General features: G+C 56.6%; 21 protein-coding genes and 1 pseudogene. 10 read left to right on the top strand and 12 right to left on the bottom strand.

Features of this window, described 5'->3' with window-relative positions; all coding sequences use genetic code 11:
• Entirely contained in the window at positions 1-543 is a 543-nt protein-coding gene (locus AYT24_RS05670; protein WP_164927009.1) for an RNA methyltransferase, read from the top strand.
• 121 nt (positions 544-664) lie between these two features.
• The gene (locus AYT24_RS05665) at positions 665-1498 is read left to right on the top strand and encodes an alpha/beta fold hydrolase (protein ID WP_010932922.1); all 834 of its coding nucleotides are present in this window, start codon (positions 665-667) and stop codon (positions 1496-1498) included.
• Here AYT24_RS05665 and pth read toward each other — a convergent pair.
• From pth to AYT24_RS05630, 7 genes are all read right to left on the bottom strand, one after another.
• Positions 1495-2058: an aminoacyl-tRNA hydrolase gene (pth, locus tag AYT24_RS05660; protein WP_010932921.1), complete on the bottom strand. Its 564-nt coding sequence runs from the start codon at positions 2056-2058 to the stop codon at positions 1495-1497. The genes AYT24_RS05665 and pth overlap by 4 nt on opposite strands.
• Positions 2059-2204: 146 nt before the next feature.
• On the bottom strand, positions 2205-3041 hold the full coding sequence (locus tag AYT24_RS05655; protein WP_010932919.1) for an FAD/NAD(P)-binding protein: 837 nt from the start codon (positions 3039-3041) through the stop codon (positions 2205-2207).
• 26 nt (positions 3042-3067) lie between these two features.
• Complete coding sequence (locus AYT24_RS05650) at positions 3068-4081, bottom strand: 4Fe-4S dicluster domain-containing protein (protein WP_010932918.1); 1014 nt, start codon at positions 4079-4081, stop codon at positions 3068-3070.
• A gap of 14 nt (positions 4082-4095) precedes the next feature.
• Entirely contained in the window at positions 4096-4926 is an 831-nt protein-coding gene (locus AYT24_RS05645; RefSeq protein ID WP_010932917.1) for a 4Fe-4S dicluster domain-containing protein, read from the bottom strand.
• A gap of 3 nt (positions 4927-4929) precedes the next feature.
• Entirely contained in the window at positions 4930-5379 is a 450-nt protein-coding gene (locus AYT24_RS05640; protein WP_010932916.1) for a hydrogenase iron-sulfur subunit, read from the bottom strand.
• 57 nt (positions 5380-5436) lie between these two features.
• Entirely contained in the window at positions 5437-7410 is a 1974-nt protein-coding gene (locus AYT24_RS05635) for a CoB--CoM heterodisulfide reductase iron-sulfur subunit A family protein (RefSeq protein ID WP_164927008.1), read from the bottom strand.
• Positions 7411-7735: 325 nt separating this feature from the next.
• Positions 7736-9238 (bottom strand): heterodisulfide reductase-related iron-sulfur binding cluster, encoded by a 1503-nt coding sequence (locus tag AYT24_RS05630; protein WP_010932914.1) that lies wholly within the window; start codon positions 9236-9238, stop codon positions 7736-7738.
• 278 nt (positions 9239-9516) lie between these two features.
• Between AYT24_RS05630 and mscL the strand changes: the two genes are divergently transcribed.
• Complete coding sequence (gene mscL / locus AYT24_RS05625) at positions 9517-9972, top strand: large-conductance mechanosensitive channel protein MscL (protein ID WP_010932912.1); 456 nt, start codon at positions 9517-9519, stop codon at positions 9970-9972.
• Between the two features lie 156 nt (positions 9973-10128).
• Entirely contained in the window at positions 10129-11343 is a 1215-nt protein-coding gene (locus tag AYT24_RS05620; protein WP_010932911.1) for an LL-diaminopimelate aminotransferase, read from the top strand.
• Positions 11344-11422: 79 nt separating this feature from the next.
• On the opposite strand, the gene AYT24_RS05615 is transcribed toward AYT24_RS05620, so the two are convergent.
• From AYT24_RS05615 to secA, 3 genes are all read right to left on the bottom strand, one after another.
• Positions 11423-13006, bottom strand: a complete 1584-nt coding sequence (locus AYT24_RS05615) for a bifunctional ADP-dependent NAD(P)H-hydrate dehydratase/NAD(P)H-hydrate epimerase (protein ID WP_010932910.1) — start codon at positions 13004-13006, stop codon at positions 11423-11425.
• Between the two features lie 12 nt (positions 13007-13018).
• Positions 13019-15298, bottom strand: coding sequence for a phosphoribosylformylglycinamidine synthase subunit PurL (gene purL, locus AYT24_RS05610; RefSeq protein WP_010932909.1), 2280 nt, complete (start codon positions 15296-15298; stop codon positions 13019-13021).
• A 128-nt stretch (positions 15299-15426) separates the two neighbouring features.
• On the bottom strand, positions 15427-18522 hold the full coding sequence (gene secA, locus AYT24_RS05605; RefSeq protein WP_010932908.1) for a preprotein translocase subunit SecA: 3096 nt from the start codon (positions 18520-18522) through the stop codon (positions 15427-15429).
• 321 nt (positions 18523-18843) lie between these two features.
• On the opposite strand from secA, the gene AYT24_RS05600 reads away from it, so the two are divergent.
• The 5 genes and pseudogenes from AYT24_RS05600 (at position 18844) to AYT24_RS10635 (ending at position 21938) form a co-directional block, all read left to right on the top strand.
• Complete coding sequence (locus AYT24_RS05600; RefSeq protein ID WP_226986769.1) at positions 18844-19308, top strand: hypothetical protein; 465 nt, start codon at positions 18844-18846, stop codon at positions 19306-19308.
• 56 nt (positions 19309-19364) lie between these two features.
• Positions 19365-19874 (top strand): DUF1648 domain-containing protein, encoded by a 510-nt coding sequence (locus tag AYT24_RS05595; RefSeq protein WP_164927006.1) that lies wholly within the window; start codon positions 19365-19367, stop codon positions 19872-19874.
• 299 nt (positions 19875-20173) lie between these two features.
• The gene (locus AYT24_RS05590) at positions 20174-20593 is read left to right on the top strand and encodes an HAD family hydrolase (RefSeq protein ID WP_010932905.1); all 420 of its coding nucleotides are present in this window, start codon (positions 20174-20176) and stop codon (positions 20591-20593) included.
• A 53-nt stretch (positions 20594-20646) separates the two neighbouring features.
• Positions 20647-21799, top strand: a pseudogene (locus AYT24_RS05585) (IS256 family transposase).
• Positions 21800-21863: 64 nt separating this feature from the next.
• Positions 21864-21938, top strand: coding sequence for a hypothetical protein (locus tag AYT24_RS10635; RefSeq protein WP_264357671.1), 75 nt, complete (start codon positions 21864-21866; stop codon positions 21936-21938).
• A gap of 211 nt (positions 21939-22149) precedes the next feature.
• On the opposite strand, the gene AYT24_RS05575 is transcribed toward AYT24_RS10635, so the two are convergent.
• A complete protein-coding gene (locus AYT24_RS05575; protein WP_164926784.1) occupies positions 22150-22293 on the bottom strand; it encodes a hypothetical protein in 144 nt (47 codons plus the stop codon).
• A gap of 114 nt (positions 22294-22407) precedes the next feature.
• Here AYT24_RS05575 and AYT24_RS05570 point away from each other — a divergent pair, with 114 nt between their 5' ends.
• A complete protein-coding gene (locus AYT24_RS05570) occupies positions 22408-23607 on the top strand; it encodes a geranylgeranyl reductase family protein (protein WP_010932902.1) in 1200 nt (399 codons plus the stop codon).
• A gap of 319 nt (positions 23608-23926) precedes the next feature.
• On the opposite strand, the gene AYT24_RS05565 is transcribed toward AYT24_RS05570, so the two are convergent.
• Complete coding sequence (locus tag AYT24_RS05565; RefSeq protein WP_010932901.1) at positions 23927-24289, bottom strand: transposase; 363 nt, start codon at positions 24287-24289, stop codon at positions 23927-23929.
• Positions 24290-24448: the final 159 nt, after the last annotated feature.

Below are 24448 nucleotides of genomic sequence, written 5' to 3'. Positions count from 1 at the left end.
ATGTCGGGTTTCAGGCAGTTGACGGGAGACGAGATGGGGCGGCTGACGCCCGAGGCCTATGCTGATTCAGCGCGGCATCCGGTGACGCTCATGCTGTACAATATCCGCAGCATGTGGAACGTCGGCGCCATGTTCCGGACAGCCGACGCGGCGGGCATCGATGAAATTGTCATCACTGGTTACACGGCCACGCCGCCCCGCAAGGAGATCGACAAGACCGCGCTTGGCGCGCAGGAGACAGTGCCCTGGCGACACTTTGCCGATCCGGTCGAGGCCATCACGGTGCTGAAAAGGGAGAGCAAAAAGATTTTCGGACTCGAAATCGCCGAGAACAGCCGAAGCTACAGTTCGCTGACGGCGGGCGATTTTCCGCTGGCGCTGATCGTTGGCAACGAGGTTGAGGGGATCGGCGATGCGCTGCTCAGCCACTGTGATGGCGTGATCGAGATTCCGCAATATGGCGTGAAGCATTCACTGAACGTGGCGGTGGCTGCCGGAGTGGCGCTTTTCGAGTGCGTTCGGGTGTTCAGGAAGAATGGTTGAACTTTTATGGCCGTTACGGGCTTCTTCTTTTTATTTGTGGTATATTCAGGACGGATTTTAGTATTTCTGATCTTTTTCCCGGTTGTTCCCTCCATTACTGTTCCTTATCTGTAACCTCGCCATGCTACACTACAAAAAACATGTGATTGCCGAAGATGCCCCGTGGGTGGTGTTCGTGCATGGCGCCGGAGGAAGCTCCGCCATCTGGTTTTTGCAGATCAAGGAGTTCGTCAAACACTTCAACGTCCTTCTGGTCGATCTTCGCGGCCACGGCCGCTCCAAGCATATCACCACATCCAAAGAGGTGCGGCATTACAACTTCGAGGTGATCACGCGCGACATCATTGAGGTGCTTGACGACCTGCAAATCCAGCAGGCGCATTTCATCGGTATCTCGCTTGGCACCATCATTATCAGAAATCTCGGCGAACTGGCCCCGGAGCGAGTAGCGTCGATGGTGATGGGGGGCGCGATCATCCGCCTCAATGTGCGGGCCAAGGTGCTGGTGGCTGTCGGCAATTTTTTCAAAAGTCTGGTGCCCTATATGTGGCTCTACCGTTTCTTCGCGTGGATCATCATGCCGAAAGCCCGTCACCGCAAGTCCCGCATCATGTTCGTGAACGAAGCCAAGAAGGTTGCGCAGAAGGAGTTCATGCGCTGGTTCACGCTCACCTACGAACTGAATCCGCTGCTCAAATATTTCGAAGAGAAGGATACCGGCATTCCGACGCTCTATCTCATGGGCGACGAGGATTACATGTTCTTGCCTGCGGTCAAGTATATTGTCAAGCGTCACACCAACTCCTACCTTGAGGTCATCAGCAATTCGGGGCATGTTTGCAACATTGACCAGCCCCAGGAGTTCAACTCACGCGCGATCAAATTCCTCTGTAACGTCAGCTTGCAGTCTCTGCCTGAAAGCGTTGACACCATGCCTCAACTCGCCGCTGTTTAACAGACCTGCCCGTTATATTTTGTCATTGCATGTTCGACGCCCAGCGAGGCGAAGTCGAGTACCGCGTCGGCGCACACCGGAATCACCTTGTCGATGCATTTGCGCTCTTCTGCGGTAAACTTCGACAGCACGAACGACGAGAGCGACGCAGGCATGTTCTCCCCCCCAACCCCGACGCGCAGCCGCGCGAACTCCTCGCTACCGAGGCTCTGGATAATGTGTTTCAGCCCGTTCTGACCTCCCGCCGAACCTTTCGCCCGAATCCGGATCGTCCCCAGCGGAATGTTCACGTCGTCGCAAATCACGAGCAAATTCTCGCGTTCGATCTTCCAGAAATTCATCGCCGCAACGACGGCATGACCCGAAAGGTTCATGTAGGTCATCGGCTTGACCAGAATCAGCGGCCCGCCCGGTGCGGTGATCTTTGTGAACCGGTAATTTCCCTTGCCCGATGAGAATGTCGAGCTTCCTGCAAGATGGTCGATGACGTCGAATCCGATATTATGCCTCGTTGCCGCGTGCCGAAGTTCCGGGTTGCCAAGGCCGACGATAAGTTTCATGGCGCGTATCTGAAGTGTTCAGTGTCTTCAATGGTGCCGGAATATAAGAATGATGTTGGGGTGGGGAAAATCATGAAGAATCAGAAATGATTTGCATAAAAAAAGGGAGCGTTTCCGCCCCCTTTTTGTGTCCATTTTCAAATATCTTACAGATCAGCTTGCGGCATGGCCTGCACTTCGGCTGCTGTGAACACCGGTCCCTCTTTGCAGATGTAGATCGAACCGACGTTGCAGCGGCCGCATTTGCCTATTCCGCATTTCATCCGGTTCTCCAGCGTGGTGTAAACGTTCTCCGCCGTGAAGCCAAGCTTTTCGAGCGCGGTTAGCGTGAATTTGATCATGATCGGCGGGCCGCAGAGCACGGCGATGGTGTTCTCCGGCGACGGGGCGGCCTGTTCGAGCACCGTCGGCACGAAGCCGACGTGATCCTGCCAGTCGGGGGTTTCGCCTCCGGGATCGACCGTCAGCACGAGACGCACGTCGTCGCGCTGTTTCCATTCGTCGAGCTCGTTTTTATAGACGAGGTCGGCTACGGTTCTCGCGCCATAAACGATGGTCACGTCGCGGTACTTCTCCCGCTGGTCGAGGCACGACCAGATGACGCTGCGCGTCGGCGGCAGGGCGATGCCGCCGGCGATGAAGAGCAGGTTCTTGCCCTCGAACTCTTCGATCGGAAAGCGGTTGCCGTAGGGGCCGCGGAAGGTTACGATGTCGCCCGCGTCGGTGTTGGCGAGCGTCGAAGTGACGCGCCCCGACTGGCGGAAGGTGCATTCGATGTACTCCTTTCGGGTCTCCGGGCTGGCGACGCAGAAGGTGCTTTCGCCCTCGCCGAAGACACCGTAGAGGCCGAACATACCGGTCCGGTAATTAGCCTTGAAAAACTCGTGATCTTCCTGTTTGACGAATTCGAGCTTGAGGGTGTTGACGCCGGGAGCTTCAGCGCGCTTTGACACAACCCGCATCGGAAACGGGCTGTAGATCATGTCGTGGGTATGGTATCGGTCTTGTGTCACCTCGGTAAATTTGTAATCGCTTGCAGAGTTTCAGTAATACCCATGTCCACCGGGCACTGGCGGGTGCAGCGGCCGCAGCCGGAGCAACTGTTGACGCCGAACTTGCCACGGTAGTAGTTGAACTTGTGCATGATGCGTTGCCGCCACCGGGTCGATTGCGTGTTCCGCGGGTTGTGGCCGGAGGTGTGCATCGTGAAGAGCGGGAAGGAGCAGCTGTCCCAGTTTTTGCGACGGATACCCTGATAGGTGTCGCCCTCGTCCTGGATGTCGAAGCAGTGGCAGGTGGGGCAGAGGAAGGTGCAGCTTCCGCAGCCGACGCAGCGCAGGGCGATATCTTTCCAGAACTGGCTTTCGAAGTTTTCCTTGTCGGCGAGCCACTCCATCACCTTTTCGACATCGAACTTTTCAGCGACCTGCGGCACGGGCGCAGCTTCGGCTGAGCTTTCCTGCAGGAGCGACGAAACGGTGTCCACCAGCGCAGTGCCTCGATCCGAGACGGCTTCGACCTGCCAGCCGCTGCCGTCCGAGAGCGGGCGGAGCATCACGTCCGCGCCTTTGGTGCTATCGGGCGAGAGTTTCACCGAGGTGCACATGCAGAAGTCGTCCGCCTGGGCGCAGGCGATGGTGACGATTACCGATTTTTCGCGGCGGCGGAACCAGTAGTCGTCCTTGTAGTCCCAGCCGAAGAGCGGGTCGTCGATGGCGAGGCCTGACGCATCGCACGGACGCACGCCGAAGAAGACGCGCTTCTTTTCGGGCGGCGTCATGGTTTCGCTGTCGATCTGCTGTTTGCCAATCCTGTATTTGATGAGCGGCTCGGTCTGCGGGAAGAACTGATCCTTGATGGTGCGCTCGGTTAGAACGAGGTCGAGGGCCATGTCGCCCGACTTCTGCACCTCGCCGAAGCAACTCATCTCGTGGCGCTTCACGGGCGCCAGCACGCTGAATCCGGCTTTTTGCCACGCGGCAAGGCACTCGTCGAGTTTGTTCCTGAGAAGTATTCTGGTCATGCTTGTCCGGATGCTTAAAGAATGAAGGTCTCGGGATCGTCCTGCTTGAAGCTCGCGAGCACCGGTTTCTGATCGCTGTTTTCGCCAGCGACGTAATCGAAGGCGCTGCGCACCTCCTTGCCCATGCGGTAGTTGAGGAGCCGGAGCGGGATGTTCACCGGGCAGGCTCGGTCGCAGGCGCCGCAGGCCGCGCAGCGTCCGGCCAGATGAAAGGCGCGGACGAGGTTCCATTCGAAGTTGCCGAGGGTGTGCGACGAGGTGCTGATCCACTGCGGCTGGTTGACGTCCACGATGCAGCGGCGGCAGTAGCACATCGGGCAGACCTGACGGCAGGCGTAGCACTTGATACACTTCGCGAACTCCTCTTTCCAGAACTCGAACCGCTCCTGTGCGCTCATCGCTTCAATCTTTTCAGCGGCCTCGATGACGTGTGGGGGTGGCGTATGGCTCCGGATTTTTTCGCCAATGTTGAAATCGGAAATGTTACGGCCTTCGAGAGGTACGACATCCTTGCCGTTTTCGATGGCGTAACCGAGAATCACGACCTGCTCCGGCTTGAGCTGGGCTTCGGAGATGAGAATATTGACGCTGCGGATGCCGTCCAGCTTGAGGAAAACACCGACTTTCTTGCCGTCCGAAAGCAGCCCTTCGGCGACCAGGTAGGTCGAGAGGTTGGCGATGCAGGCCGCGTCGAGCACGAACTTTTCGGCCTCTTCGGGCGTGCGGGCGAAAAACGGACGTCGTCGGTCGGCGGTCGAACCCGCGCTGAAGCCGATGACCAGCTTCACTTCGCCCGACGAGAGCAGCGCTGCCGCTTCACTTCTGTATTGTTCCTGTATTCCCATTGATTAATACGTCGACTGGGTTTCGATGACTTTCTGCAGCTCCTGGTACTGCGTGAACGGCCCGAGCTTGCGGGTGTCGTCAGTGATTTCGTTGATGAGTTCGGCGAACTTGGCCCCCTCGGCGGCGCTGATCCACGAGAAGCGGATGCGCTCTTCCGGGATGCCGGTGAAGGAGAGCAGGGCGCGGAAGACCGTCCAGCGGCGGCGGGCGTGGTAGTTGCCCGCGGTGAAGTGGCAGTCACCGGGGTGGCAGCCGCTCACGAGCACTGAATCGGCTCCTTTCTGCAACGCTTTGAGGATGAACATCGGGCTGATGCGTCCCGTGCAGGGGAGACGCACGATTCTGACGTTTGGCGCATAGTTCAGACGGCTCGTGCCCGCGAGGTCAGCGCCCGCGTAGGTGCAGTAGGTGCAGACAAAAGCCACGATTTTCGGTTCGAATGGTTCGCTCATCGGCTGATTCGGTCGCTTGGTTGAGTTCAGGTTGCTGTTACGGCGTTTGGCATATTGTCAGAGCGCCATCACTTCGGCGAATATCTGCTTTTCGGTGAATCCCGCCAGATCGATACTGTTCGATCGGCAGAAGGTCACGCAGGTGCCGCATCCCTGGCAGAGGCCCGGATTGACGCTGGCGACCTCCTTGATAAGGTTGCCGTTGCGGTCCCTGATCTCCTTCTGCTCGATAGCGTTGTACGGACAGGCATAGACGCAGCCCCAGCATCCGGCGCAGGTCGATTCGCCGACAGCAGCCACTACCGGCTCGCGTTCGAGCTGTTCGCGGTTGAACAGGCCGAGCACCTTGGCTGCTGCCGCTGAAGCCTGAGCGACCGAATCGGGAATATCTTTCGGTGACTGGCATGCACCGCAGAGGTAGATGCCGGCGGTGGCGGTTTCGACCGGGCGCAGCTTCAGGTGCGCTTCGTTGTAGAAACCGTACTCGTCGTAGCCGATGCCGATGCGTTTGGCAAACTCCTTTGCGTCCGGCTGCGGGACGATGGCCGTGGCGAGCACCACCATATCGGCAGCCACCTCGACCGGCTTGCCGAGCAGCGTATCGACGCCGCGCACGATCAGCTTGCCGTTCTCTTCGAACACCTTGCTGACACGGCCCCTCAGGTACTCGGCCTCATCCTCTTCGATGGCACGGCGGGTGAACTCGTCGTACCCTTTGCCCGCGGCGCGGATGTCCATGTAGAAAATCTTGCTGTTGCTGCCATGGTGCTTGTGCGCATAGAGCATGGCGTGTTTTGCCGTGTACATGCAGCAAATCTTGGAGCAGTATTTGACGCCTTTCGACGGATCGCGCGAACCGGCGCACTGGATGAAGACCACGGTCTCCGGTTCCTTGCCGTCCGACGGGCGCAGAATCTTTCCGGCAGTCGGGCCGCTGGCCGAGGCGAGCCGTTCGAAGCTGAGGCCGGTAATCACGTCCTTGTACTTGCCGTAACCGTATTCGCCGTACACACTCGTGTCCTGAATCTGGAAGCCGGTGGCTACGACAATCGCGCCAACCTCGTACTCCTCGAAGGTGTCCTGCATCTCGAAATCGATGCAGTTCTCGATCTGGCAGGTCTTCTGGCAGATTTTGCACTTGCCGTTTTTGAAGTAGGTGCAGCGGTTCTTGTCGATCACCGGCACGTTCGGCACGGCCTGCGCGAATGGCGTATAAATCGCCGTGCGGTTGCCGAGGCCGCACTCGAACTCGCTCGGAATCTTTTTGACCGGGCACTTCTGGATGCAGTCGCCGCAGCCGGTGCACTTGTCTATATCGACGTAGCGCGCCTTCTTGCGCACCTTTACCCTGAAGTTGCCGATATAGCCGTCAACCTCTTCGACTTCGGAGTAGGTCAGTACCGTGATGTTCGGATGCTGGATCGCCTCGACCATGCGCGGCGTCAGGATGCACTGTGAGCAGTCGAGCGTCGGGAAGGTTTCGGAGAGTTGTGACATGTGGCCGCCAATCGATGGCTCACGTTCGACCAGAATCACTTCGCGTCCGGCTCCGGCGATGTCGAGCGCGGCCTGGATGCCCGCGATGCCGCCGCCGATGACCAGAGCGCGTCGGGTGATCGGCACGGAGATCGGCTTCAACTCGTTGTTTCGCTTGACCTTTTCGACCAGCGAGCGGGTGATCTCGATCGCCTTTTTAGTAGCCTGATCCTTGTCCGAATGCACCCATGAGCACTGCTCGCGGATGTTGGCCAGTTCGAGCATATACGGGTTGAGTCCGGCCTCGGCACACGCCTTGCGGAAGGTCGTTTCGTGCATCCTCGGCGAACAGGCTGCCACCACGACGCCCGTCAGGTTGTTCTCCCGGATCGCGCGTTTGACCGTTTCCTGCCCGGGATCGGAGCAGAAATATTTATACTCGTTGCAGATTTCCACGCCGGGATGGTCGGACAATGCCTTGACAAGGTTGCCCGTATCGACCTTCGAGGCGATATTTTCACCGCAGTGACAAACAAAGACTCCTATTTTTGCCATCCTGAAGCCCTGAGTTGATATTGTTTCCGGCATCGGAGCGAAAAGCACCGCATGCCGCCAGACTATGGGGACAATCAGCCCCGAATACCGCTGTTTTCAGCAGTGCAGTTCAAGCTTTGCGTATTGAAATTCCCTTTCCGGCTTCTCTCTCCTGTTTGTTCAGATGTTCATCCTGAGCGAGCAGGACGCTGACGCAGGTATCGCCTGGTCAGGGGAGTATCCCGCTGGATGACGGGATGTTGCCGGAGCCGGTCGGAAAAACCACCTGATTAGAACTCTTAATGTACGATTCAAACAGCTTTTTTTCTCATACACTGCGAGCGCATTAATGGTTTCTGACCATGCCGGTTGCCGGAACGAAGTGTTTGTCGAGTGCGACCTCTTCAGGACTCGCGCCGCAAGCCATCGCGACCAGATCGGAAATGTAGTACACCGGCATCTCGCCGACGTCGTTGTACCGTTTGCGCATTCCTTCCTGACGCATGTCGAGGTTGGTGTGGCAGAGCGGACAGGCCACGACGAAACCGCCCGCACCGTTGACGGTTGCGTTTTTGGCGATCTTGTGGGTCAGATCTTCGATCATCTCCTGCTGGGCCATCGTCAGGCCCGCGCCGCAGCACTCGACCTTGTAGGCCCAGTCAACCGGCTTGGCGCCGAGCGCCTCGATGATTGCCTCCATCTTGGTCGGATTTTCCGGGTCGTCGTAACCCATCGCATCGAAAGGACGCACCAGCAGGCAGCCGTAGTAGCAGGCCAGCGGCATATCCTTGAGCGGGTGGGTGACCCGTTTTTTGATCTCTTCGGGATCCATGCCTTCGAGCACCTGCATGATGCCGATGAACTGCGCCTTGCATTCGGTGTCGCGTCCCATTATGCTCTTCAGCTCGTTGCGCAGCTCTTCTGACTCCATGAGCGCTTTTCGGGCAGTCACCTGGCGGTTCAGGCAGGCGGCGCAGGGGGCGAGTACGTAGTCGAAGCCTTGCTGGTCGGCCAGCGCCTGGTTTCTCGCAGGCAGAAGCACTGAGAGCTTGTGGTTGGTGGCGTGAGCCGAACTCGCGCCGCAGCAGTTCCAGTCCTCGATTTCATGGAGCCTTATGCCAAGCCGGTCGCACATCTTGCGGATGGAGATGTCGTAATCCTTGGCTGTGCCGGAGAGCGAGCAGCCGGGATAGTAGCCGATGGTCATGCCGGGAGTGATCCTGACCGGTTCGTTGGCTTTGAAGGTGCGCTTGACAGGCTTGCGTTTTGGCGCAGCCGTATGACTTTCCTGTTCAGCAATCTTGAAAATTTTCTCAATCTGCCCCTTCTGTTCGACGGTCTCTTTTGCCGTGATAGCCGTCACCGGATTGATTTTGCCCTGCTTTATCATTTTGAGGCCAGCGCCGGCGTCCTGCAAAAAGGTGCGGGTGCGCAGCTTGTAGCTGTTGACGAGCGCGAGTTCCTGCAAGCGGCCGCTCTTGCGTACCGTGTTGAGGAACGAGGTATGGAAGGCGGTGACCAGCTTTTTGGCCTTATCGGAGGAGATGATTCCGCTTTTTAGAGCCATTTCCCTGACGGCATCCATTGTGCCGGCGATCTCCATGTTCTGCGGGCAACGGGCTGTACAGGTCATGCAGCCGATGCAATACCAGAGAGAATCGCTCTGCATGGCCTCCTCGACGTAGCCGGCCTGCACGAGGCGCATGATTCTGGCTGGCGGGTTGTCCATGAAGCCCCCGGCGGGACATCCCGCGGTGCATTTGCCGCATTGATAGCAGCAGGCGTAATGGTTGCCTGTCGTTTGTTCGAGCTGCCGCTTCAATGAATCTGTACGGATAGTATGCTCCATCGATTGATGACTGCTGATGTTATGGTATCCTGGAAACTGCCTGACGTTTCGAACGCCGGTGAGCCGTTTGGCTGCGGTGATACAGTAAGATTCTACGTCAAGGTTTCGGGAGTGCCTGCTGTTTTTGGATGAATTCGTGCGGGTTCTGCAAAGACATGAGTTTTAATTGTAACAAAAAATACACTAATGTCCAATTAAGGGGGTTTATTTTTTGGCCTTCCCGGAATGTCGTATCAGTGTAACATGTACAATCGGATAAACAACAAACAAAGACGACTATGCTGAAAGAGTTCAGAGAGTTTGCCCTCAAGGGCAATGTAGTTGATATGGCTGTTGGCATCATCATTGGTGGCGCCTTTGGGGCGTTGGTCAATTCTCTGGTGAACGATCTTCTGATGCCGCCGCTTGGCCTTCTTTTGAAAGGGGTTGATTTTTCAAATCTTTTTGTCGTCCTGAAAGAGGGTACTCCACCAGGGCCCTATATCGCATTGGCTGACGCCAAAACCGCCGGCGCGGTCACGCTCAATTACGGCCTGTTCGTCAATGCGCTTATCGGCTTTCTGATCATGGCCTTTGCCGTGTTTCTCCTTGTCCGGTCGATCAATAGGCTTCGCAGCCTGAGCGAAAAGTCAGCCGCTCCAGCCGTCGCACCTCAGACCAAAGAGTGCCCTTTCTGCTTCTCGATTATCCCGCTCAAAGCTGTGCGGTGCCCGAATTGCACGTCGCAGTTGTAAAAAACGGATGAGTCGGGAGCTTCCTGGTCTGGTAACAAACGGCAGGTTTTTTTTGGTAGTTCTTCTATGGAGATCAACAGCATTTTGTTTATGATTGGGTTTGCTTTAATAAAAATTTAGTGTAGCTGTTTCAACGATATTCCGAAACCAGAAACCATGTTCGACGAGATAGAATTTGACAGGATCAAGAGACTTCCAAAATATGTGTTTGCCGCCGTCAACGAGCTGAAAATGGCTGAACGTCGGGCAGGGAGGGATGTTATCGATTTTTCGATGGGCAATCCTGACGGACCGACACCCCAGCACATTGTTGACAAGCTTGTCGAGAGTGTTAGCAAACCCAAGACGCATGGCTATTCGGTTTCGAAGGGGATTTACAAGCTTCGCGGAGCTATCGGCGGCTGGTACCGCGACAAGTACAATGTCGATCTCGATCTCGACCGCGAGGTGGTGGTAACGATGGGTTCGAAAGAGGGCTACGTTCATCTGGTGCAGGCGATCACTAATCCGGGCGATCTGGCCATTGTACCCGATCCCTGCTATCCTATTCACTCGCAGGCGTTCATTCTCGCTGGCGGCAACGTGCATCGCATGAAGCTGGAGATGAACGAGGACTACACGCTCGACGAGGAGGCCTTTTTTCATAATGTCGAAACCGCTCTTCGCGAATCGTCGCCCAAGCCGAAGTATCTCGTGGTCAACTTCCCGAACAACCCGACGACGGCTACGGTTGAGCTCCCGTTTTACGAGCGTCTGGTCGAGCTGGCGCGCAGAGAGCGATTTTACATTATCAGTGACATTGCCTATGCCGAGATTACCTTCGACGGTTATGTGACTCCCTCTATCCTCCAGGTGTCGGGGGCGAAAGATGTGGCTGTCGAAAGCTACACGCTTTCAAAGACCTACAACATGGCCGGCTGGCGCATGGGCTTCATGGTCGGTAACGCCAAGCTTGTCGGTGCTCTCGAAAAAATCAAGAGCTGGCTCGATTATGGCACCTTCACGCCGATCCAGGTTGCCGCGACGATCGCGCTCACCGGAGACCAGAGCTGCGTCCGGGAGATCAGGGAGGTGTATCGCAAACGGCGTGACGTGCTCATTTCAAGCTTCGCCAATGCAGGTTGGGATATTGTTTCTCCGAAGGCATCGATGTTCGTTTGGGCGAGAATTCCCGAACAGATGCGCGCCATGGGCAGCCTCGAATTCAGTAAAAAGCTGCTCATCGAAGGCAAGGTTGCGGTCAGCCCCGGTATTGGCTTCGGCACTTATGGCGATGAGTATGTTCGTGTGGCGATGATCGAGAACGAAGAGCGAATCCGTCAGGCCGCGAGAAATATCAAACGCTTTTTGAAGAATAACGCCGGGTCGTGAGCGTTTGCAGATTTTGTCGGCAAAGGCATAAAGCAAAAAGGGAGCACTCGCTCCCTTTTTGCTTTTATCTTTTGTGCCGTTACTCCTCGCTTTCGAACAACTCCAGTACAGCCTGGGGGATGGCCTGTAGCACATCCACTGATGATACAAGGCTTGAAACGTTCGATGCGAGATCTCCGGCTCTGCCGTGCAGCCAAGCGGCTGCGGCTGCGGCTTCGTGGGTGTCGAGGCCTTTTGCGGCCAGCGCGCCGATCATGCCGGAGAGTACGTCGCCCGTGCCTGCCGAAGCAAGCGCTTCGGTGCCGCTGTTCGAGATAAGCACCATGCCCGACGGCGCAGCGACGAAGGTCGGTGTGCCTTTGAGGAGCAGGTTGGCGTTCCACTCCTCGGCGAGCATCCGCGCCGTGTCGATCGGTGAGAGCATGATGTCCTCGACCGACAGGCCGGACAACCGGCTGCATTCGCCCGCGTGTGGCGTTAGCACAGCGTCTTCGAGGGCGGTTACTCTGTTGAACAGATTTCGCTCGGCGATGGCGTAGAGTGCGTCGGCGTCAAGCACCAGCTTTTTGCTAGCGATCTCGGGTGTGCAGAGCAGTGTTTCGACCAGCTCCTGCGCCTCTTCGCTGCGCCCCAGGCCGCAGCCGATAACAATCGCATCAGCCCATTTCGCCTTTTCGATGATGGAAATCATATCTCGCCCGATCACCACGACTTCTGGGGCGAAGCTGTGCATCACCGATGCCTGGCCGTCCGGCAGCGAGCAGCAGACGTAACCTGCCCCGGTTTTGACGGCCGCGCGGGACGCGAGCAGGGCTGCGCCGAGCATCGAGCCGCCGCCATCAGCCGAGCCGGTGACGAGCAGTACCTTCCCGTTCAGATGCTTGGCGCTCGACGGGTCGCGCAACAGATAGCTTTCCGCCGCGAAGGTTTCGTCCACCAGCAGGCAGGAGGTTGGTTCAACCAGGAACTCCGGTATCGAGATTTCTGCGGTCTGAATCTCTCCGCAGAGCGATGGGCCAGAATTCTGAAAAAATCCGGTCTTGAGGAAGGCCATGGTGACGGTCATGTCCGCCTTGACGCAGGGATTGGCGCAACGTCCGTTCGTTGCGTCGAGTCCAGAGGGAATATCGACTGCCACCGTAACGGCTTTAGAGTGGGTGTTGACAAAATTGATGAGTTCGATGGCCGATTTTGCCGGTTCCGGAAGTTGCGGGTTGTCAGGATCGATCCTGATGCCGGTACCGAAAATGGCGTCCACGACGACCTGGTATTCGGTTGCCCCAACAGCTGTGCGAGCCTCGTCAATGCCGGCAAAAATTCTGAGGCCCTCGTTGTAGCGCCGGTATGCCTTGAGGATGTGCAGCCCTTCGAGGTTTACTCCGGCCAGATCATCCTCCGGCCAGACGAGCAGCACATCGACCCGCGCGCCTTTGTTCAGGAGGTGGCGCGCCACGACGAAGCCGTCGCCGCCGTTGTTGCCCTTGCCGCAGACGACGAACGCCGAAAGCCCGTCGAGGCTTCGCCCGCTCTCGAACCGCTCGGCGATCATCCTCACGGTTTCGCGCCCGGCAAGCTCCATCAGCCGGGTTTCCCCGGTGCGCAGCTCCTCGATGGCCGCCCGATCTGCAAGGCTCATTTCCCGCGCCGTTAATACCGGATTCATTTTTTGTCTCTTTTACAATTCTTCGAGATGCAACGCCGATTCAAGCGCATGCCCGTAAGCGTGCAGCAGTTCGTCAATCATAAACTCCGCCACAGGCTTGCCGTTTACGGCGATGCTTGCGCCCTCTGGCGTCACCTTGCCGATAACACGTCCTGGTATGTTCAGGCGGTCGGCCTCTTCGATGACCGCCCCGACCCTGCCGGGATCGACCGAGATCACTACGCGCCCCTGCGCCTCAGAGAAGAGCTGCTTCTGGATGGCCGTGCCCTCCTTGCAGGAGCATTCGAGATCGACCTCGAAGCCGAGCATCCGCTCGCGGTTCATGATCGACTTTTCGGCAAGCGTGACCGCAAGACCACCATCTGAAACGTCGTGCGCAGAGTTGATGAGCTTCTTTGAGGCGAGCGTGACGAGCAGTTCCTGAAGGTTTTTCTCATGGTTCAGATCGACAGCGGGAGAGTCTGTGCCCGGCGTGCCGTATTGCATCACGAGGTACTCCGAGCCGTCGAGCGAGAGTTCCGGAGCGCCGAGCAGCACGATGGCGTCGCCCGCCTTTCGGAAGGTCGATTCCACCAGATTGTCGATATTGTCGAGCAGACCGATCATGCCGATGGTCGGTGTCGGATAGATCGCCGTGCGTCCACCGCCAAGCGAGGTCTCGTTGTAGAAGCTTACATTACCGCCGGTTATGGGTGTGTCGAACATGCGGCAGGCATCGCCTATGCCTTCGACGGCGCTTTTGAACTGGAAGTAAACCTCCGGCTTGTAGGGATTGCCGAAGTTCAGGCAGTTGGTCACGGCGAGCGGTTTTGCGCCGGTGCAGGCGATGTTGCGCGCGCACTCGGCCACGGCGATCGCGCCGCCCGCTTTCGGATTGAGATAGACGTAGCGCGAGTTGCAGTCGGTCTTCATTGCGAGACCCTTTTTGGTGCCCTTGATGCGGATGACCGCCGCGTCGGTCTGGCCCGCCGGGGTGACGGTGTTGGTCTGCACCATCGAGTCGTATTGCTGGTAGACCCACGCCTTGCTGGCGATGTTCGGGCGGGAGAGCAGTTGCAGCGAGAGCGCCTTGAAGTCGAGCGAGTCGTCGGCCACGAGGTCTGCCGCCGGAGTGTCAGGCTTTTTCTCGACTGCCTCGCGGATGTAGACCGGCGCGCCGCCGCCGAGTACGAGTGAGGTGGCCGGAATCTCTGCGACCACCTCGCCGTGATGGCGTACGCGCAGCATGTTGTCGTCCGTCACCTGTCCGATCACCACGGCGCTCACATCCCACTTTTTATAGACGTCGATGATCTCATGCTCGCGCCCTTTCTCGGCTACGATCAGCATCCGCTCCTGTGACTCCGAAAGCATCAGCTCGTAGGCGGTCATGCCCTTTTCGCGGGCGGGCGTCAAGTCGAGGTCGATCTCGATGCCGCCGCTGCCGGTTTTCTCGATGCCGCGCGCGCTCATCTCTGAGGTGGAGCTGGTCAGCCCAGCTGCGCCCATGTCCTGCAAGCCTACCACTGCGCCGGTCGCGATCGCTTCGAGCGTGGCTTCGAGCAGCAGCTTCTCGGCGAAGGGATCGCCCACCTGCACGCTCGGTCGCTTGTCTTCCGATGCCTCGCTGAGGTCTTCCGATGCGAAGGTTGCGCCGTGGATGCCGTCGCGGCCAGTCGATGAACCGACGATCAGTACCGGATTGCCCTTGCCCCAGGCCGTGGCGCTCACGGTTTTGTGATGCTCCACGAGGCCGACCGACATGACGTTGACCAGCGGGTTGCCGGTGTAGCAATCCTCGAAGTAGATTTCGCCGCCAACGGTCGGCACCCCGAACGAGTTGCCGTAGTCGCCGATGCCTCGCACCACGCCGTCCACGAGGTAACGCACACGAGGGTCGCGCGGCGAGCCGAAGCGCAGCGAGTCAAGCGACGCCACCGGCCTTGCGCCCATCGTGAAGATGTCGCGATGGATACCACCGACACCCGTGGCCGCGCCCTGGTAAGGTTCGACTGCTGAAGGGTGGTTGTGCGACTCGATCTTGAATGCCACAGCGAGGTTGTCGCCAATATCGACAAGGCCAGCGTTCTCCTCGCCTGCCTGCGTGAGCAGCGAAGCACCGTCGCGCGGCAGGGTCTTGAGCACGGCGATGGAGTTCTTGTAGCTGCAATGCTCGGACCACATCACTGAGTAGATGCCCAACTCGGTAAAGGAGGGCGTCCGGCCAAGGATTTCACAAATCTTAGCGTACTCCTCTTCGTTCAGGCCATGCTCCTGGGCCAGCTTCAGGTTCACTTCAGGTTCGGTGCTCATGGTATGGTGGAAATTTTTATAGGTCTAACAGGTCGAACAGGACGTGTAGGCCAAACAGGGTTGAAAATAAAACTCATTGTCTACATCGTCCACAAAACAGGGCGGGCACAAGACCCGCCCCTGCAAGGTTACTCATTTGCGCCGCAGCAGTTTTTGTATTTCTTGCCGCTGCCGCAGGGGCAGTCGTCGTTACGGCCCGGTTTTTTTTCGGTTCGCACCGGTTGCTGAACGACGATCTCGTCGCCGGGCATCCAGAGCGTAGCGTTCATTCCGCCATCCGCGGCGATTTTGTAGGTGCTCTCTGCTTCGGCGTGCTGCGCCACGAGGCGTTCCTGGCGCACTGCCTGCCGACGCTGTCGAGCTTCGATCTCCTCCGACTCATCCTGCGAGACCGGGAAGAGCCTGAATGCCACCGACAGGGTTTCGTGCTCGATTTCCCGCAGCAGTTCGACGAAGAGTTTGTAGGCCTCCTGCTTGTATTCGAGTAGCGGATCTTTCTGGCCGTAGGCGCGCAGGTTGATGCCCTCGCGCAAACTGTCGATTTCGCGCAGGTGTTCGCGCCACTTCTGGTCGATCACCGACAGGACGGCATACTTTTCGATTTGCTGCATGATCTCGTCAGGGAGCGAGTTTTCCTTGCGGTGGTAGAATTCGCTGGCGGCTTTGTAAAGCGCTTCGGCGGTCTGCTCGAACGGCTCGCGCTCGAAGGCTGACGCCTCGACGTGGAACTCGACAGAAAGCTCGCGCAACACCTGCTCTTCCAGCCCCGCAGGATCGTTCGACTCGTGGAACTTCTTGGCCACGGTGTAGCAATAGTCCTGCAAAAGATCCATGATGTCGTTCTTCAGACGTCCCATCTTGAGCGCCTTGCGGCGGCGGGTGTAGATCACCTCGCGCTGCTGGTTCATGACATCGTCATATTCAAGCAGGCGCTTGCGGATGGCGAAGTTCTGCTCTTCAACCTTCTTCTGCGCGCGCTCGATCGATTTGGTGATCATCGAGTGCTCGATCACATCGCCCTCTTCGTGGCCCAGCTTGTCCATCACCGCAATAACGCGATCCGAGCCGAACAGGCGCATCAGGTCGTCTTCGAGCGAGACGTAGAAGATCGATTCACCGGGGTCGCCCTGGCGTCCGGCGCGTCCGCGAAGCTGGCGGTCGATGCGGCGCGATTCATGCCGTTCCGAGCCGAGAATGAAGAGACCACCCATCTCGCGCACTCCAGGGCCGAGCTTGATGTCGGTGCCTCGTCCGGCCATGTTGGTGGCTATAGTCACCGCGCCCTTCTGGCCGGCCATCGCAACGATTTCCGCTTCGCGGGCGTGCTGCTTGGCATTGAGCACGTTGTGCTGGATGCGCTTGGCACGCAGCATTCTCGACAGCGTCTCCGAGACCTCGACGCTCGCCGTGCCGACCAGTACCGGCTGACCCTTGGCATTCAGTTCCTGCACCTTGTTGACAATGGCGTTGTACTTCTCGCGGCGTGTCTTGTAGACAAGGTCGTCCTGGTCGTGGCGCGCAATCGGGTGGTTGGTTGGAATGACCACCACGTCGAGCTTGTAGATTTCAAAGAACTCCGAAGCCTCGGTCTCTGCCGTACCGGTCATGCCAGCCAGCTTGCTGTAGAGGCGGAAGTAGTTCTGGATGGTGATTGTGGCCATCGTCTGCGTTTCGCCCTCGATCTTGACATTCTCCTTGGCCTCGATGGCCTGATGCAATCCGTCGCTGTAACGGCGTCCGGCGAGCACGCGACCAGTGAACTCGTCCACGATCATCACCTGCCCATTTTGCACCACGTACTCGTCATCTTTTGCGAAAAGCGTGTAGGCTTTGAGGAGCTGTCCGATGGTGTGAAGGCTGTCCGAGCGTTCGGAGTAGAGGCGATAGACCTCGTCCTTTTTGCGGATTTTGTCGGTCGGCTGGAGATTTTTGTCAGCTTCGATCGCCGCGATTTCGCTGCCCACGTCGGGCAGGAGGAAGAGATCCTGATCCTGATGGCTCAGCTTGCCCAGAAACTCGCGCCCCTTTTCGGTGAGGTCAATCGTGTTGGCTTTTTCATCCACCGCATAGAAGAGTTCGTCGTCCACTTCGTGCATGCGGGATGAGTTGTCCTTCAGGTATTCGTTTTCGACCGACTGGACGAGCTTGCCGATGCCGGGCTGTGAGAGCATCTTGATGAAGCGCTTGTTTTTCGGCTGGCCGCGCTTGACACGTAACAGCGCCAGACCGGCATCGAAATCGTTCGGTTTCTCTTTCAGGGTTTTTTCAGCCTGATCCAGGAGGGTAGCCACGAGGTTCTGCTGCGCTCGCACGAGCTGTTCGATCCAGGGCTTGATTTCGCGGTATTTGGTGTCGGTATCGGAGTTGGGGACAGGGCCGGAGATGATCAGCGGCGTGCGGGCTTCGTCGATCAGCACGCTGTCCACTTCGTCAACGATGGCAAAGTAGAAGTCGCGCTGCACCATCTCCTCCTCGGAGCCTGCCATGTTGTCGCGCAGGTAGTCGAAGCCGAACTCGCTGTTGGTGCCCCACGTGATGTCGCAAAGGTACGCGTTGCGTCGCTGGTTGGAGTAGAGGCCCGCAAGGATTACGCCGGTCGAGAGTCCGTGATATTCGTAAACCGGTCGCATCCACTCCATGTCGCGCTGGGCCAGGTACTCGTTGACCGTCACTACATGCACGCCGCGCCCGGTCAGGGCATTCAGGAAGACCGGCAGGGTGGAGACCAGCGTTTTGCCTTCACCGGTAGCCATCTCCGCGATTTTGCCCTGATGCAGTACGATACCGCCGATGAGCTGCACGTCGTAAGGCACCATGTCCCACACCATTTCGTGACCCATCACTGTGTAGGTGTGACCCTTCAGGCGACGGCAAGTCTCCTTCACCAGAGCGAACGTTTCTGGAAGCACCTCGTCGAGAATGGCTGCCGTGGCCTCTTCATATTTGTTGCGGAGCTGTTCGAGCTCAATGTTCAGCTTCTCGTGCTCCTCGTGGCTCATGTCCGGACGCTCGAGCTTGTGCTCGGTCTCTTTTATTTTTGTTTCAAACGGGATGAGCTTGTCACGCACCTTTTTGCGCAGCTCAACTCCTTTGTTGCGAAATGCTTCGTCCGGCAGAGCGTTGAGCGTACCATAAATCTCATTGATTCTATCGACGATCGGCTGGATTTTCTTGATGTCTTTTTCGTGCTTCGATCCAAAAATCTTTGCAATAATTTTGAGCATGTAACCCTTGATTTCTCGATGTTTCGTAACTGTTCCGGCGGCACAAGGCGCACTTTCCAATGAACCATAAAGTACCGAATTTAGCACGCTGAAAAAACAACTGCCGAAAAAAACATGTTTTCCGGTTAAGCCGCGCTGACAGCCCTTCTCGCCCGGGAAGAGATGACTCAACGATGGGGATACAGGAGAGCGTTGTGAGCTGCCCTTGCGAATTTGATTGGTCAAACAGCATTTCCTGATCTGTGTTGACCGGAAGCGTGAAACAGGCTTTTGTTTGCGTTATATTAAAATTCAAAAAGATAAGCCTGAATCCACTTTGCCATGACAGACAAACAAGCTCTTCGTGTGCCGCTTCTGGCTCTTTTTCTGCTGCTGTCAGTTCTGCCCGCAAGCCCGTTGCAGGCACGTTCGGGTCAGGGCATAACCCGAAATCTCCATACCCCGTCGCCGGGCAGCGCGGAGCGCCGGGCGATTCTCGATGCCATGCGCTTGAAAATAAAGGAGTTGCATGGTATCGACGTGATATTTGTCGTGAAAACAATGAATGTCAGCGGGGGATGGGCGTGGGTGCATACCCTACCGCGCTCGGTGGATGGCTTCTTCCACTACGAGGATTTTTCCGCCCTGTTGCACAACGACGGTAAGCAGTGGCTGGTTGACGAAATCGCCTGCACCGAGCCGGACAATCCTCATTGCATCGGTAGTCCCGGTTATTTCAGGAAGCTTTCCCATCGTTTCCCCTGCGCGCCCTTGTCAATTTTTCCAACAGCAAGCTTTTTGCGTTGAGCGTTATCTTGTCAGTCGATCCGCTTTTTCAGTCAACCAGCATAAGGGAACCTTCGATGACACCCAAACAAAACAACCATCCTCTGGCCCTGGCGCTCTTTTCGTTGCTCAGCGCTCTTCTGGTGGGTCATGCCATCTACCACTACGTCATCCTGCCCGAAGAGATCGCTACCCATTTCGGCTTTTCGGGAAAACCGGATGCCTGGGGCCCGAAAACGGTCTTTTTCCTCTGGTACTTCATCATTACCGGTCTTTGCATTGTAATGTTCGTTGTGGTGAACCGCCTCCTGAGGCCGGGCCATCTTTCATGGCTGAACATTCCCAACAAGGAGTACTGGCTGGCGCCGGAACGCATTCACGACACCCTGCATTATGTCAGAAGCGGTATGCTGCTCTTCGGTTCCGGCACTCTGCTGTTCGTGCTCGACTTCATCAACCAGTCCTTTCAGGTTTCACTCGGAAACGCTTCGAGGCTCGATCATCCCCTGACCACTCTTGCCATGTATCTGCTTTTCTGCGTCTTATGGGTTTCCGCGCTGTACCGCCGGTTTGGCAGGAAGATGTGAGCCCGGAGACGTTGCCGATCAGGGAAACGGCCGGGAAGAGATACCGCAAGGCTTGTTACTGCGGTTCAATGTCTCGAGTTTGTTTAATTTTGAGCATGAGTGGCGCGAGTGAATGGAATCAGGTTTAGGGCATCTGGTGTCGAATGTACGTAGAGCTACGCACCTTGAACTCCTGAGCAGTTCACAGCCCGGCGAGTAAAGAGTTTGTGCGCAAGGCGATGTGCTTTCGTTGCCGTACATGATCTCCGGAATGTGAAAAAGCGTGAGGGGAGTCGGTTGTTGAGTCGTGAGGGTGATAAATGAACTACAGACTGCTTGTTTTTGATTTCGATGGCACGCTGGCCGACAGCGAAGCAAGTATCATGGGTGCAATGCAGCTTGTGGCCAAAGAGTTCGGGCTTTCGGAAGTTGACTGTGTGAAAGCCAGACCAACGATCGGTTTGTCGTTGCTGCGTACCATTGAAATAGGACTTGGTCTTGAGGCCGGAGATGCAGCGGCGGCGGTCGAACTCTACCGGAGGTATTACAAAGAGATCGCTTTCGACTCGACTTGCCTTTTTCCGGGAGTCAAAGAGACCCAGGAACAGTTGAGGCAGAACTCCCTGCTTGCGATTGCCTCAAGCAAAAGCCGACAGGGACTTTTGTCCAGGATGCGTCAGTTCGGTATTGTCGATCATTTCTCTTTCATTGCCGGAGCACAGGATATTTCGGGTCTGTAAGATAAAGTGTGTAAACGGTCATAGTTTCCTATCATTGAAAAAGGAGCAAAACTATGACCAGAAAGAAAAACAAGACCCCGGACATTCAGGGCGAGCTGATCGGGCAGCTTCTGCGAGAAAGCGGCAGCCCCCAAGCCCTTTTTGACAAAGGTGGCCTGTTCGACCAGTTCAAAAAGCGCTTAATCGAAAAGGCACTCGAAGGTGAACTGGATGAACACCTCGGCTATCCCAAGCACACCCCGATCGTCCCGAATAGCGGGAACAGCCGTAACGGTTACGGCAGTAAAACGATCATCGTTGATAACGATCAGTTCACCATTCGCCCTCCGCGCGACCGCAACGGCAGCTTCGAGCCGCAACTGATCCCGAAGCGCCAGACGCGCTTCAAGGGCTTCGACGACAAAATCCTGGCCATGGACGCCCGCGGCATGAGCGTCCGCGACATGCAGGCCATGTTGCTGGAACTCTACCAGGTCGAAGTCTCCGAAGCGCTCATCAGCAGCGTGACCGACGCGGTGCTCGACGACGTACGCGCCTGGCAGAACCGCCCGCTCGAGGCGCTCTATCCCATCGTCTCTTTCGACTGCATTGTCGTCAAGGGCCGTCAAGACGGACGGGCCTGTAACAAAGCTGTTTATCTGGCCTTAGCCATCACCATGGATGGCCACAAGGAGCTGCTGGGACTGTGGATTTCGCAGAACGAAGGGGCCAAATTCTGGCTTAGCGTCATGACCGAACTCAAAAACCGAGGTGCAGTTGTGCATGGTGCACATGGTGCGCAACTCCGTCAAATACGTATCGTGGAAAGATCGCAAAGAGTTCTGTGCCGATCTGAAAACGATTTACGGCTCACCAACCGCCGAGGCCGCCGAAGTGGCATTGCGCCTCTTGGCCGACAAATGGGACGGCAAATATCCCTCAGTCAGCAAGCTCTGGCAGCGGCATTGGGAGCACATCATCCCGTTTTTCGATTATCTGCCAGAAATCCGGAAGGTCATTTACACGACCAACGCCATCGAGTCGCTGAACCGCTCGTTGCGCAACGTGCTGAAAACCAAAGGCTCGTTTCCGACTGACGAATCGATTATCAAGCTGATCTATCTTGCCATGCAGAATATTGCCAAAAAATGGACGATGCCAATCAAAAACTGGGGGGCGGTCATCAATCAGTTTTCCATTAAATTCGAGGGAAGGGTGCCTCTATGAAAACGACCGTTTACACACTTAGTTGAACAGGCTCGATATTTCGAATGGCAAACCCGCCCCCGATATGGTGCTGCTCGCGTTGCAACATTTTGGCATTCCAGCGGCACAGTGTCTGGTTGTGGGCGATACGGTGTTATGACATCGAGATGGGGCAGCGGGCGTGTGCCGATACCTCCTGTGCGGTTACTTACGGGAACCAATCGGCGGACGAGCTTCGCAGGCTCGAACCGGGCCTACGAGGGGGAGTGTTGCTGCTCACTCCTTCTATCGCGGCGAATTTATCAGGAGGCTCCGAATCACAAGTTACAGATGCTTGTTTCTTATGCTGCTCTTCCGCAAACCGGTCGTTTTCACCGTGCGCAAGCCGATGCCGAGATGACGGCATTCTTGTGGATGTCAATGATCGAGCGCATCCGCCGGCACAATATGGTCTCTCTACAATATTCTTCGACCAGCTCACCGAACTCTCGAAAATCGACAGGCTGTATGCCCACCGATATCTTTCTGGCTTGGCGGAGGAGTGAGCGGAGGCTGGTATTGATACGTGTTTTTTGGTACCCTGAATCGTATATTTTTTCTTTAGGCGGTAACCTGAAGCCGATTGATCTATGCAGCGTTACGATGCAGTGATTTCGGGAGCCGGGCCGGCGGGATGCTCGGCGGCGCTCTCTCTCGCACAAAAGGGCCGTCGCGTGTTGCTCATCGACAAGGCGCGGTTTCCGAGAGAGAAGATTTGCGGCGACGGCGTAACCGCCGCTTCGACCGAGCTGCTCGAAGAGATGGGCGTGCTGGAGCTGCTCCGTCAGCGGCCCGGTAGCCTGACGGAGTTCAGGGGCGCGACCTTTGTTTCGCCCGGCGGTACGGTAGTGCAGGGCAGGATTTTGCGGAATGGCCATCTGAGCGGCAGCTCTTACGTCATTCCGAGAATGGTGCTTGACGACTCCCTCGTTTCTCGCGTCAAAGAGCACTCTTCGATCACTTTTCTCGATAAGACAACCGTCACCGGTCTGGTCATGGATGGCGACCGGGCACGGGGTGTTGCTACCTCAGCCGGGGAGTTTTGCGGAAGAATCATCATCGCTGCTGATGGGGCCTATTCGCCGATAGCCAAACAGCTCGATTTGTGGAACCGCGACAAACGTCAGCAGGGATTCGCCATGCGGGCGTGGTTTTCGGGGGTCGAAGGGCTGGGTGATTCAATCGAGCTGTGTTACGACAAGGCGATGCTTCCGGGCTATGGCTGGATCTTTCCCGCCGGTGAGCAGCGAGCCAACGTCGGAGTGTTTCTTTTGCCGCGCTTCGCCGATCAGCGAAGCACGAAGCGCTTGTTCAAGAGCTTCGTCAAGGAAAACGCATTTGCGGCGGCGAGGCTGAAGAATGCCGTCATGGAGCCAGGCTCGCTCAAAAGCTGGCCGCTGCCGTTCGGCTCCTTCGCGGGCCGGCGGGGCCGGGGCAACGTGCTGCTCGCGGGCGATGCCGGAAGCTTCATCGATCCGCTGACGGGCGAAGGCATCTACTACGCGCTGAAAACCGGACGCTACGCCGCCGAAGCGGTCGCCAACGCGCTCGAACGCAATGACGAATCTGCGGCGCTGACTCGCTACGAGCAGCTCTGGCGAGGCGAGTTTTCAGGCCGGGTCTATTTCCCCGGTTACGCATTTCAGCATTTCATGAACAATTCCTGGTTTGTGGACACCTTCATGCGCTACACCGCCAAAAAACAACATCGAGCCGATCTCCTCGCCGACGTCGTAGCCCACAACCGAAAACGCCGAGAACTGTTCAAACTGCTGAATCCGTTTTATTGAAGAAGTGGGAGTCGTTGATTTGTTTGTTATGGCGAGGATGGCGGTGATGTGGCAATCCAAGCCCAAATACCCATGCCGGAACGGATATATTTGCCGATCATATTGGCAGTAACCTGAGAGTCGAAGATTTTGTATTTGCTGGTTTTACGATATTTTTCGATTGAGTTTTATATGGGTTGTAATTCAACTATTCACGGGATAAACAGGGGTCAATTAATTCATTGTTCGGTAAAGAAAGGAAACGGAAATTCGCATAGAAGAGATATATGACTATAAAGCTAATAAACCATTAAGAGACTCTATGCAAAATCGAGCCTGTTCAGTTAAGTGTGTCAACGGTCGTTTTCATAGAGGGACCAGAGGCCCCCCTTCCCTCGAATGTAATGGAAAACTGATTGATGACCGCACCCCAGTTTTTGATTGGCATCGTCCATTTTTTGGCAATATTCTGCATGGCAAGATAGATCAGCTTGATCGCGTCGGTCACGCTGCTGATGAGTGCTTTGGAGACTTCGACCTGGTAAAGTTCCAGCAACATGGCCTGCATGTCGCGGACGCTCATGCCGTGTTCGTTGCGGCTGTTGCCGGTGTTGGGCAGCACGATGGGCAGATGCTTTGGATAGCCGAGCTGCCCGATCAGCTCGCCCTGAATGTCTGGGGTCTTGTTTTTCTTTCTGGTCATAGTTTTGCTCCTTGTTACATGATAGGACACGATGACCGTTTACACACTTTATCTTACAGACCCGAATTTTCCGCTTTCGATTTCCAATACCACTTTCAGCTTGAATGCTTTGCTGTAACGCTTCGATTCCATCGGTCAACTCCTCTTGGTTGGTGTCAA

Origin of the sequence: Chlorobaculum tepidum TLS (assembly GCF_000006985.1) — a bacterium.
Taxonomy (GTDB): Bacteria; Bacteroidota; Chlorobiia; order Chlorobiales; family Chlorobiaceae; genus Chlorobaculum; species Chlorobaculum tepidum.
The sequence above is the reverse complement of the archived record's forward strand: the minus strand, read 5'-3'. Positions and strand labels throughout refer to the sequence as shown.

Excerpts from the sequence above, each read along its gene's own strand:
- AYT24_RS05670 (WP_164927009.1), top strand. The coding sequence starts at position 1 with ATGTCGGGTTTCAGGCAGTTGACGGGAGACGAGATGGGGCGGCTGACG.
- AYT24_RS05665 (WP_010932922.1), top strand. The coding sequence starts at position 665 with ATGCTACACTACAAAAAACATGTGATTGCCGAAGATGCCCCGTGGGTG.
- pth (WP_010932921.1), bottom strand. The coding sequence starts at position 2,058 with ATGAAACTTATCGTCGGCCTTGGCAACCCGGAACTTCGGCACGCGGCA.
- AYT24_RS05655 (WP_010932919.1), bottom strand. The coding sequence starts at position 3,041 with ATGATCTACAGCCCGTTTCCGATGCGGGTTGTGTCAAAGCGCGCTGAA.
- AYT24_RS05650 (WP_010932918.1), bottom strand. The coding sequence starts at position 4,081 with ATGACCAGAATACTTCTCAGGAACAAACTCGACGAGTGCCTTGCCGCG.
- AYT24_RS05645 (WP_010932917.1), bottom strand. The coding sequence starts at position 4,926 with ATGGGAATACAGGAACAATACAGAAGTGAAGCGGCAGCGCTGCTCTCG.
- AYT24_RS05640 (WP_010932916.1), bottom strand. The coding sequence starts at position 5,379 with ATGAGCGAACCATTCGAACCGAAAATCGTGGCTTTTGTCTGCACCTAC.
- AYT24_RS05635 (WP_164927008.1), bottom strand. The coding sequence starts at position 7,410 with ATGGCAAAAATAGGAGTCTTTGTTTGTCACTGCGGTGAAAATATCGCC.
- AYT24_RS05630 (WP_010932914.1), bottom strand. The coding sequence starts at position 9,238 with ATGGAGCATACTATCCGTACAGATTCATTGAAGCGGCAGCTCGAACAA.
- mscL (WP_010932912.1), top strand. The coding sequence starts at position 9,517 with ATGCTGAAAGAGTTCAGAGAGTTTGCCCTCAAGGGCAATGTAGTTGAT.
- AYT24_RS05620 (WP_010932911.1), top strand. The coding sequence starts at position 10,129 with ATGTTCGACGAGATAGAATTTGACAGGATCAAGAGACTTCCAAAATAT.
- AYT24_RS05615 (WP_010932910.1), bottom strand. The coding sequence starts at position 13,006 with ATGAATCCGGTATTAACGGCGCGGGAAATGAGCCTTGCAGATCGGGCG.
- purL (WP_010932909.1), bottom strand. The coding sequence starts at position 15,298 with ATGAGCACCGAACCTGAAGTGAACCTGAAGCTGGCCCAGGAGCATGGC.
- secA (WP_010932908.1), bottom strand. The coding sequence starts at position 18,522 with ATGCTCAAAATTATTGCAAAGATTTTTGGATCGAAGCACGAAAAAGAC.
- AYT24_RS05600 (WP_226986769.1), top strand. The coding sequence starts at position 18,844 with ATGACAGACAAACAAGCTCTTCGTGTGCCGCTTCTGGCTCTTTTTCTG.
- AYT24_RS05595 (WP_164927006.1), top strand. The coding sequence starts at position 19,365 with ATGACACCCAAACAAAACAACCATCCTCTGGCCCTGGCGCTCTTTTCG.
- AYT24_RS05590 (WP_010932905.1), top strand. The coding sequence starts at position 20,174 with ATGAACTACAGACTGCTTGTTTTTGATTTCGATGGCACGCTGGCCGAC.
- AYT24_RS05570 (WP_010932902.1), top strand. The coding sequence starts at position 22,408 with ATGCAGCGTTACGATGCAGTGATTTCGGGAGCCGGGCCGGCGGGATGC.
- AYT24_RS05565 (WP_010932901.1), bottom strand. The coding sequence starts at position 24,289 with ATGACCAGAAAGAAAAACAAGACCCCAGACATTCAGGGCGAGCTGATC.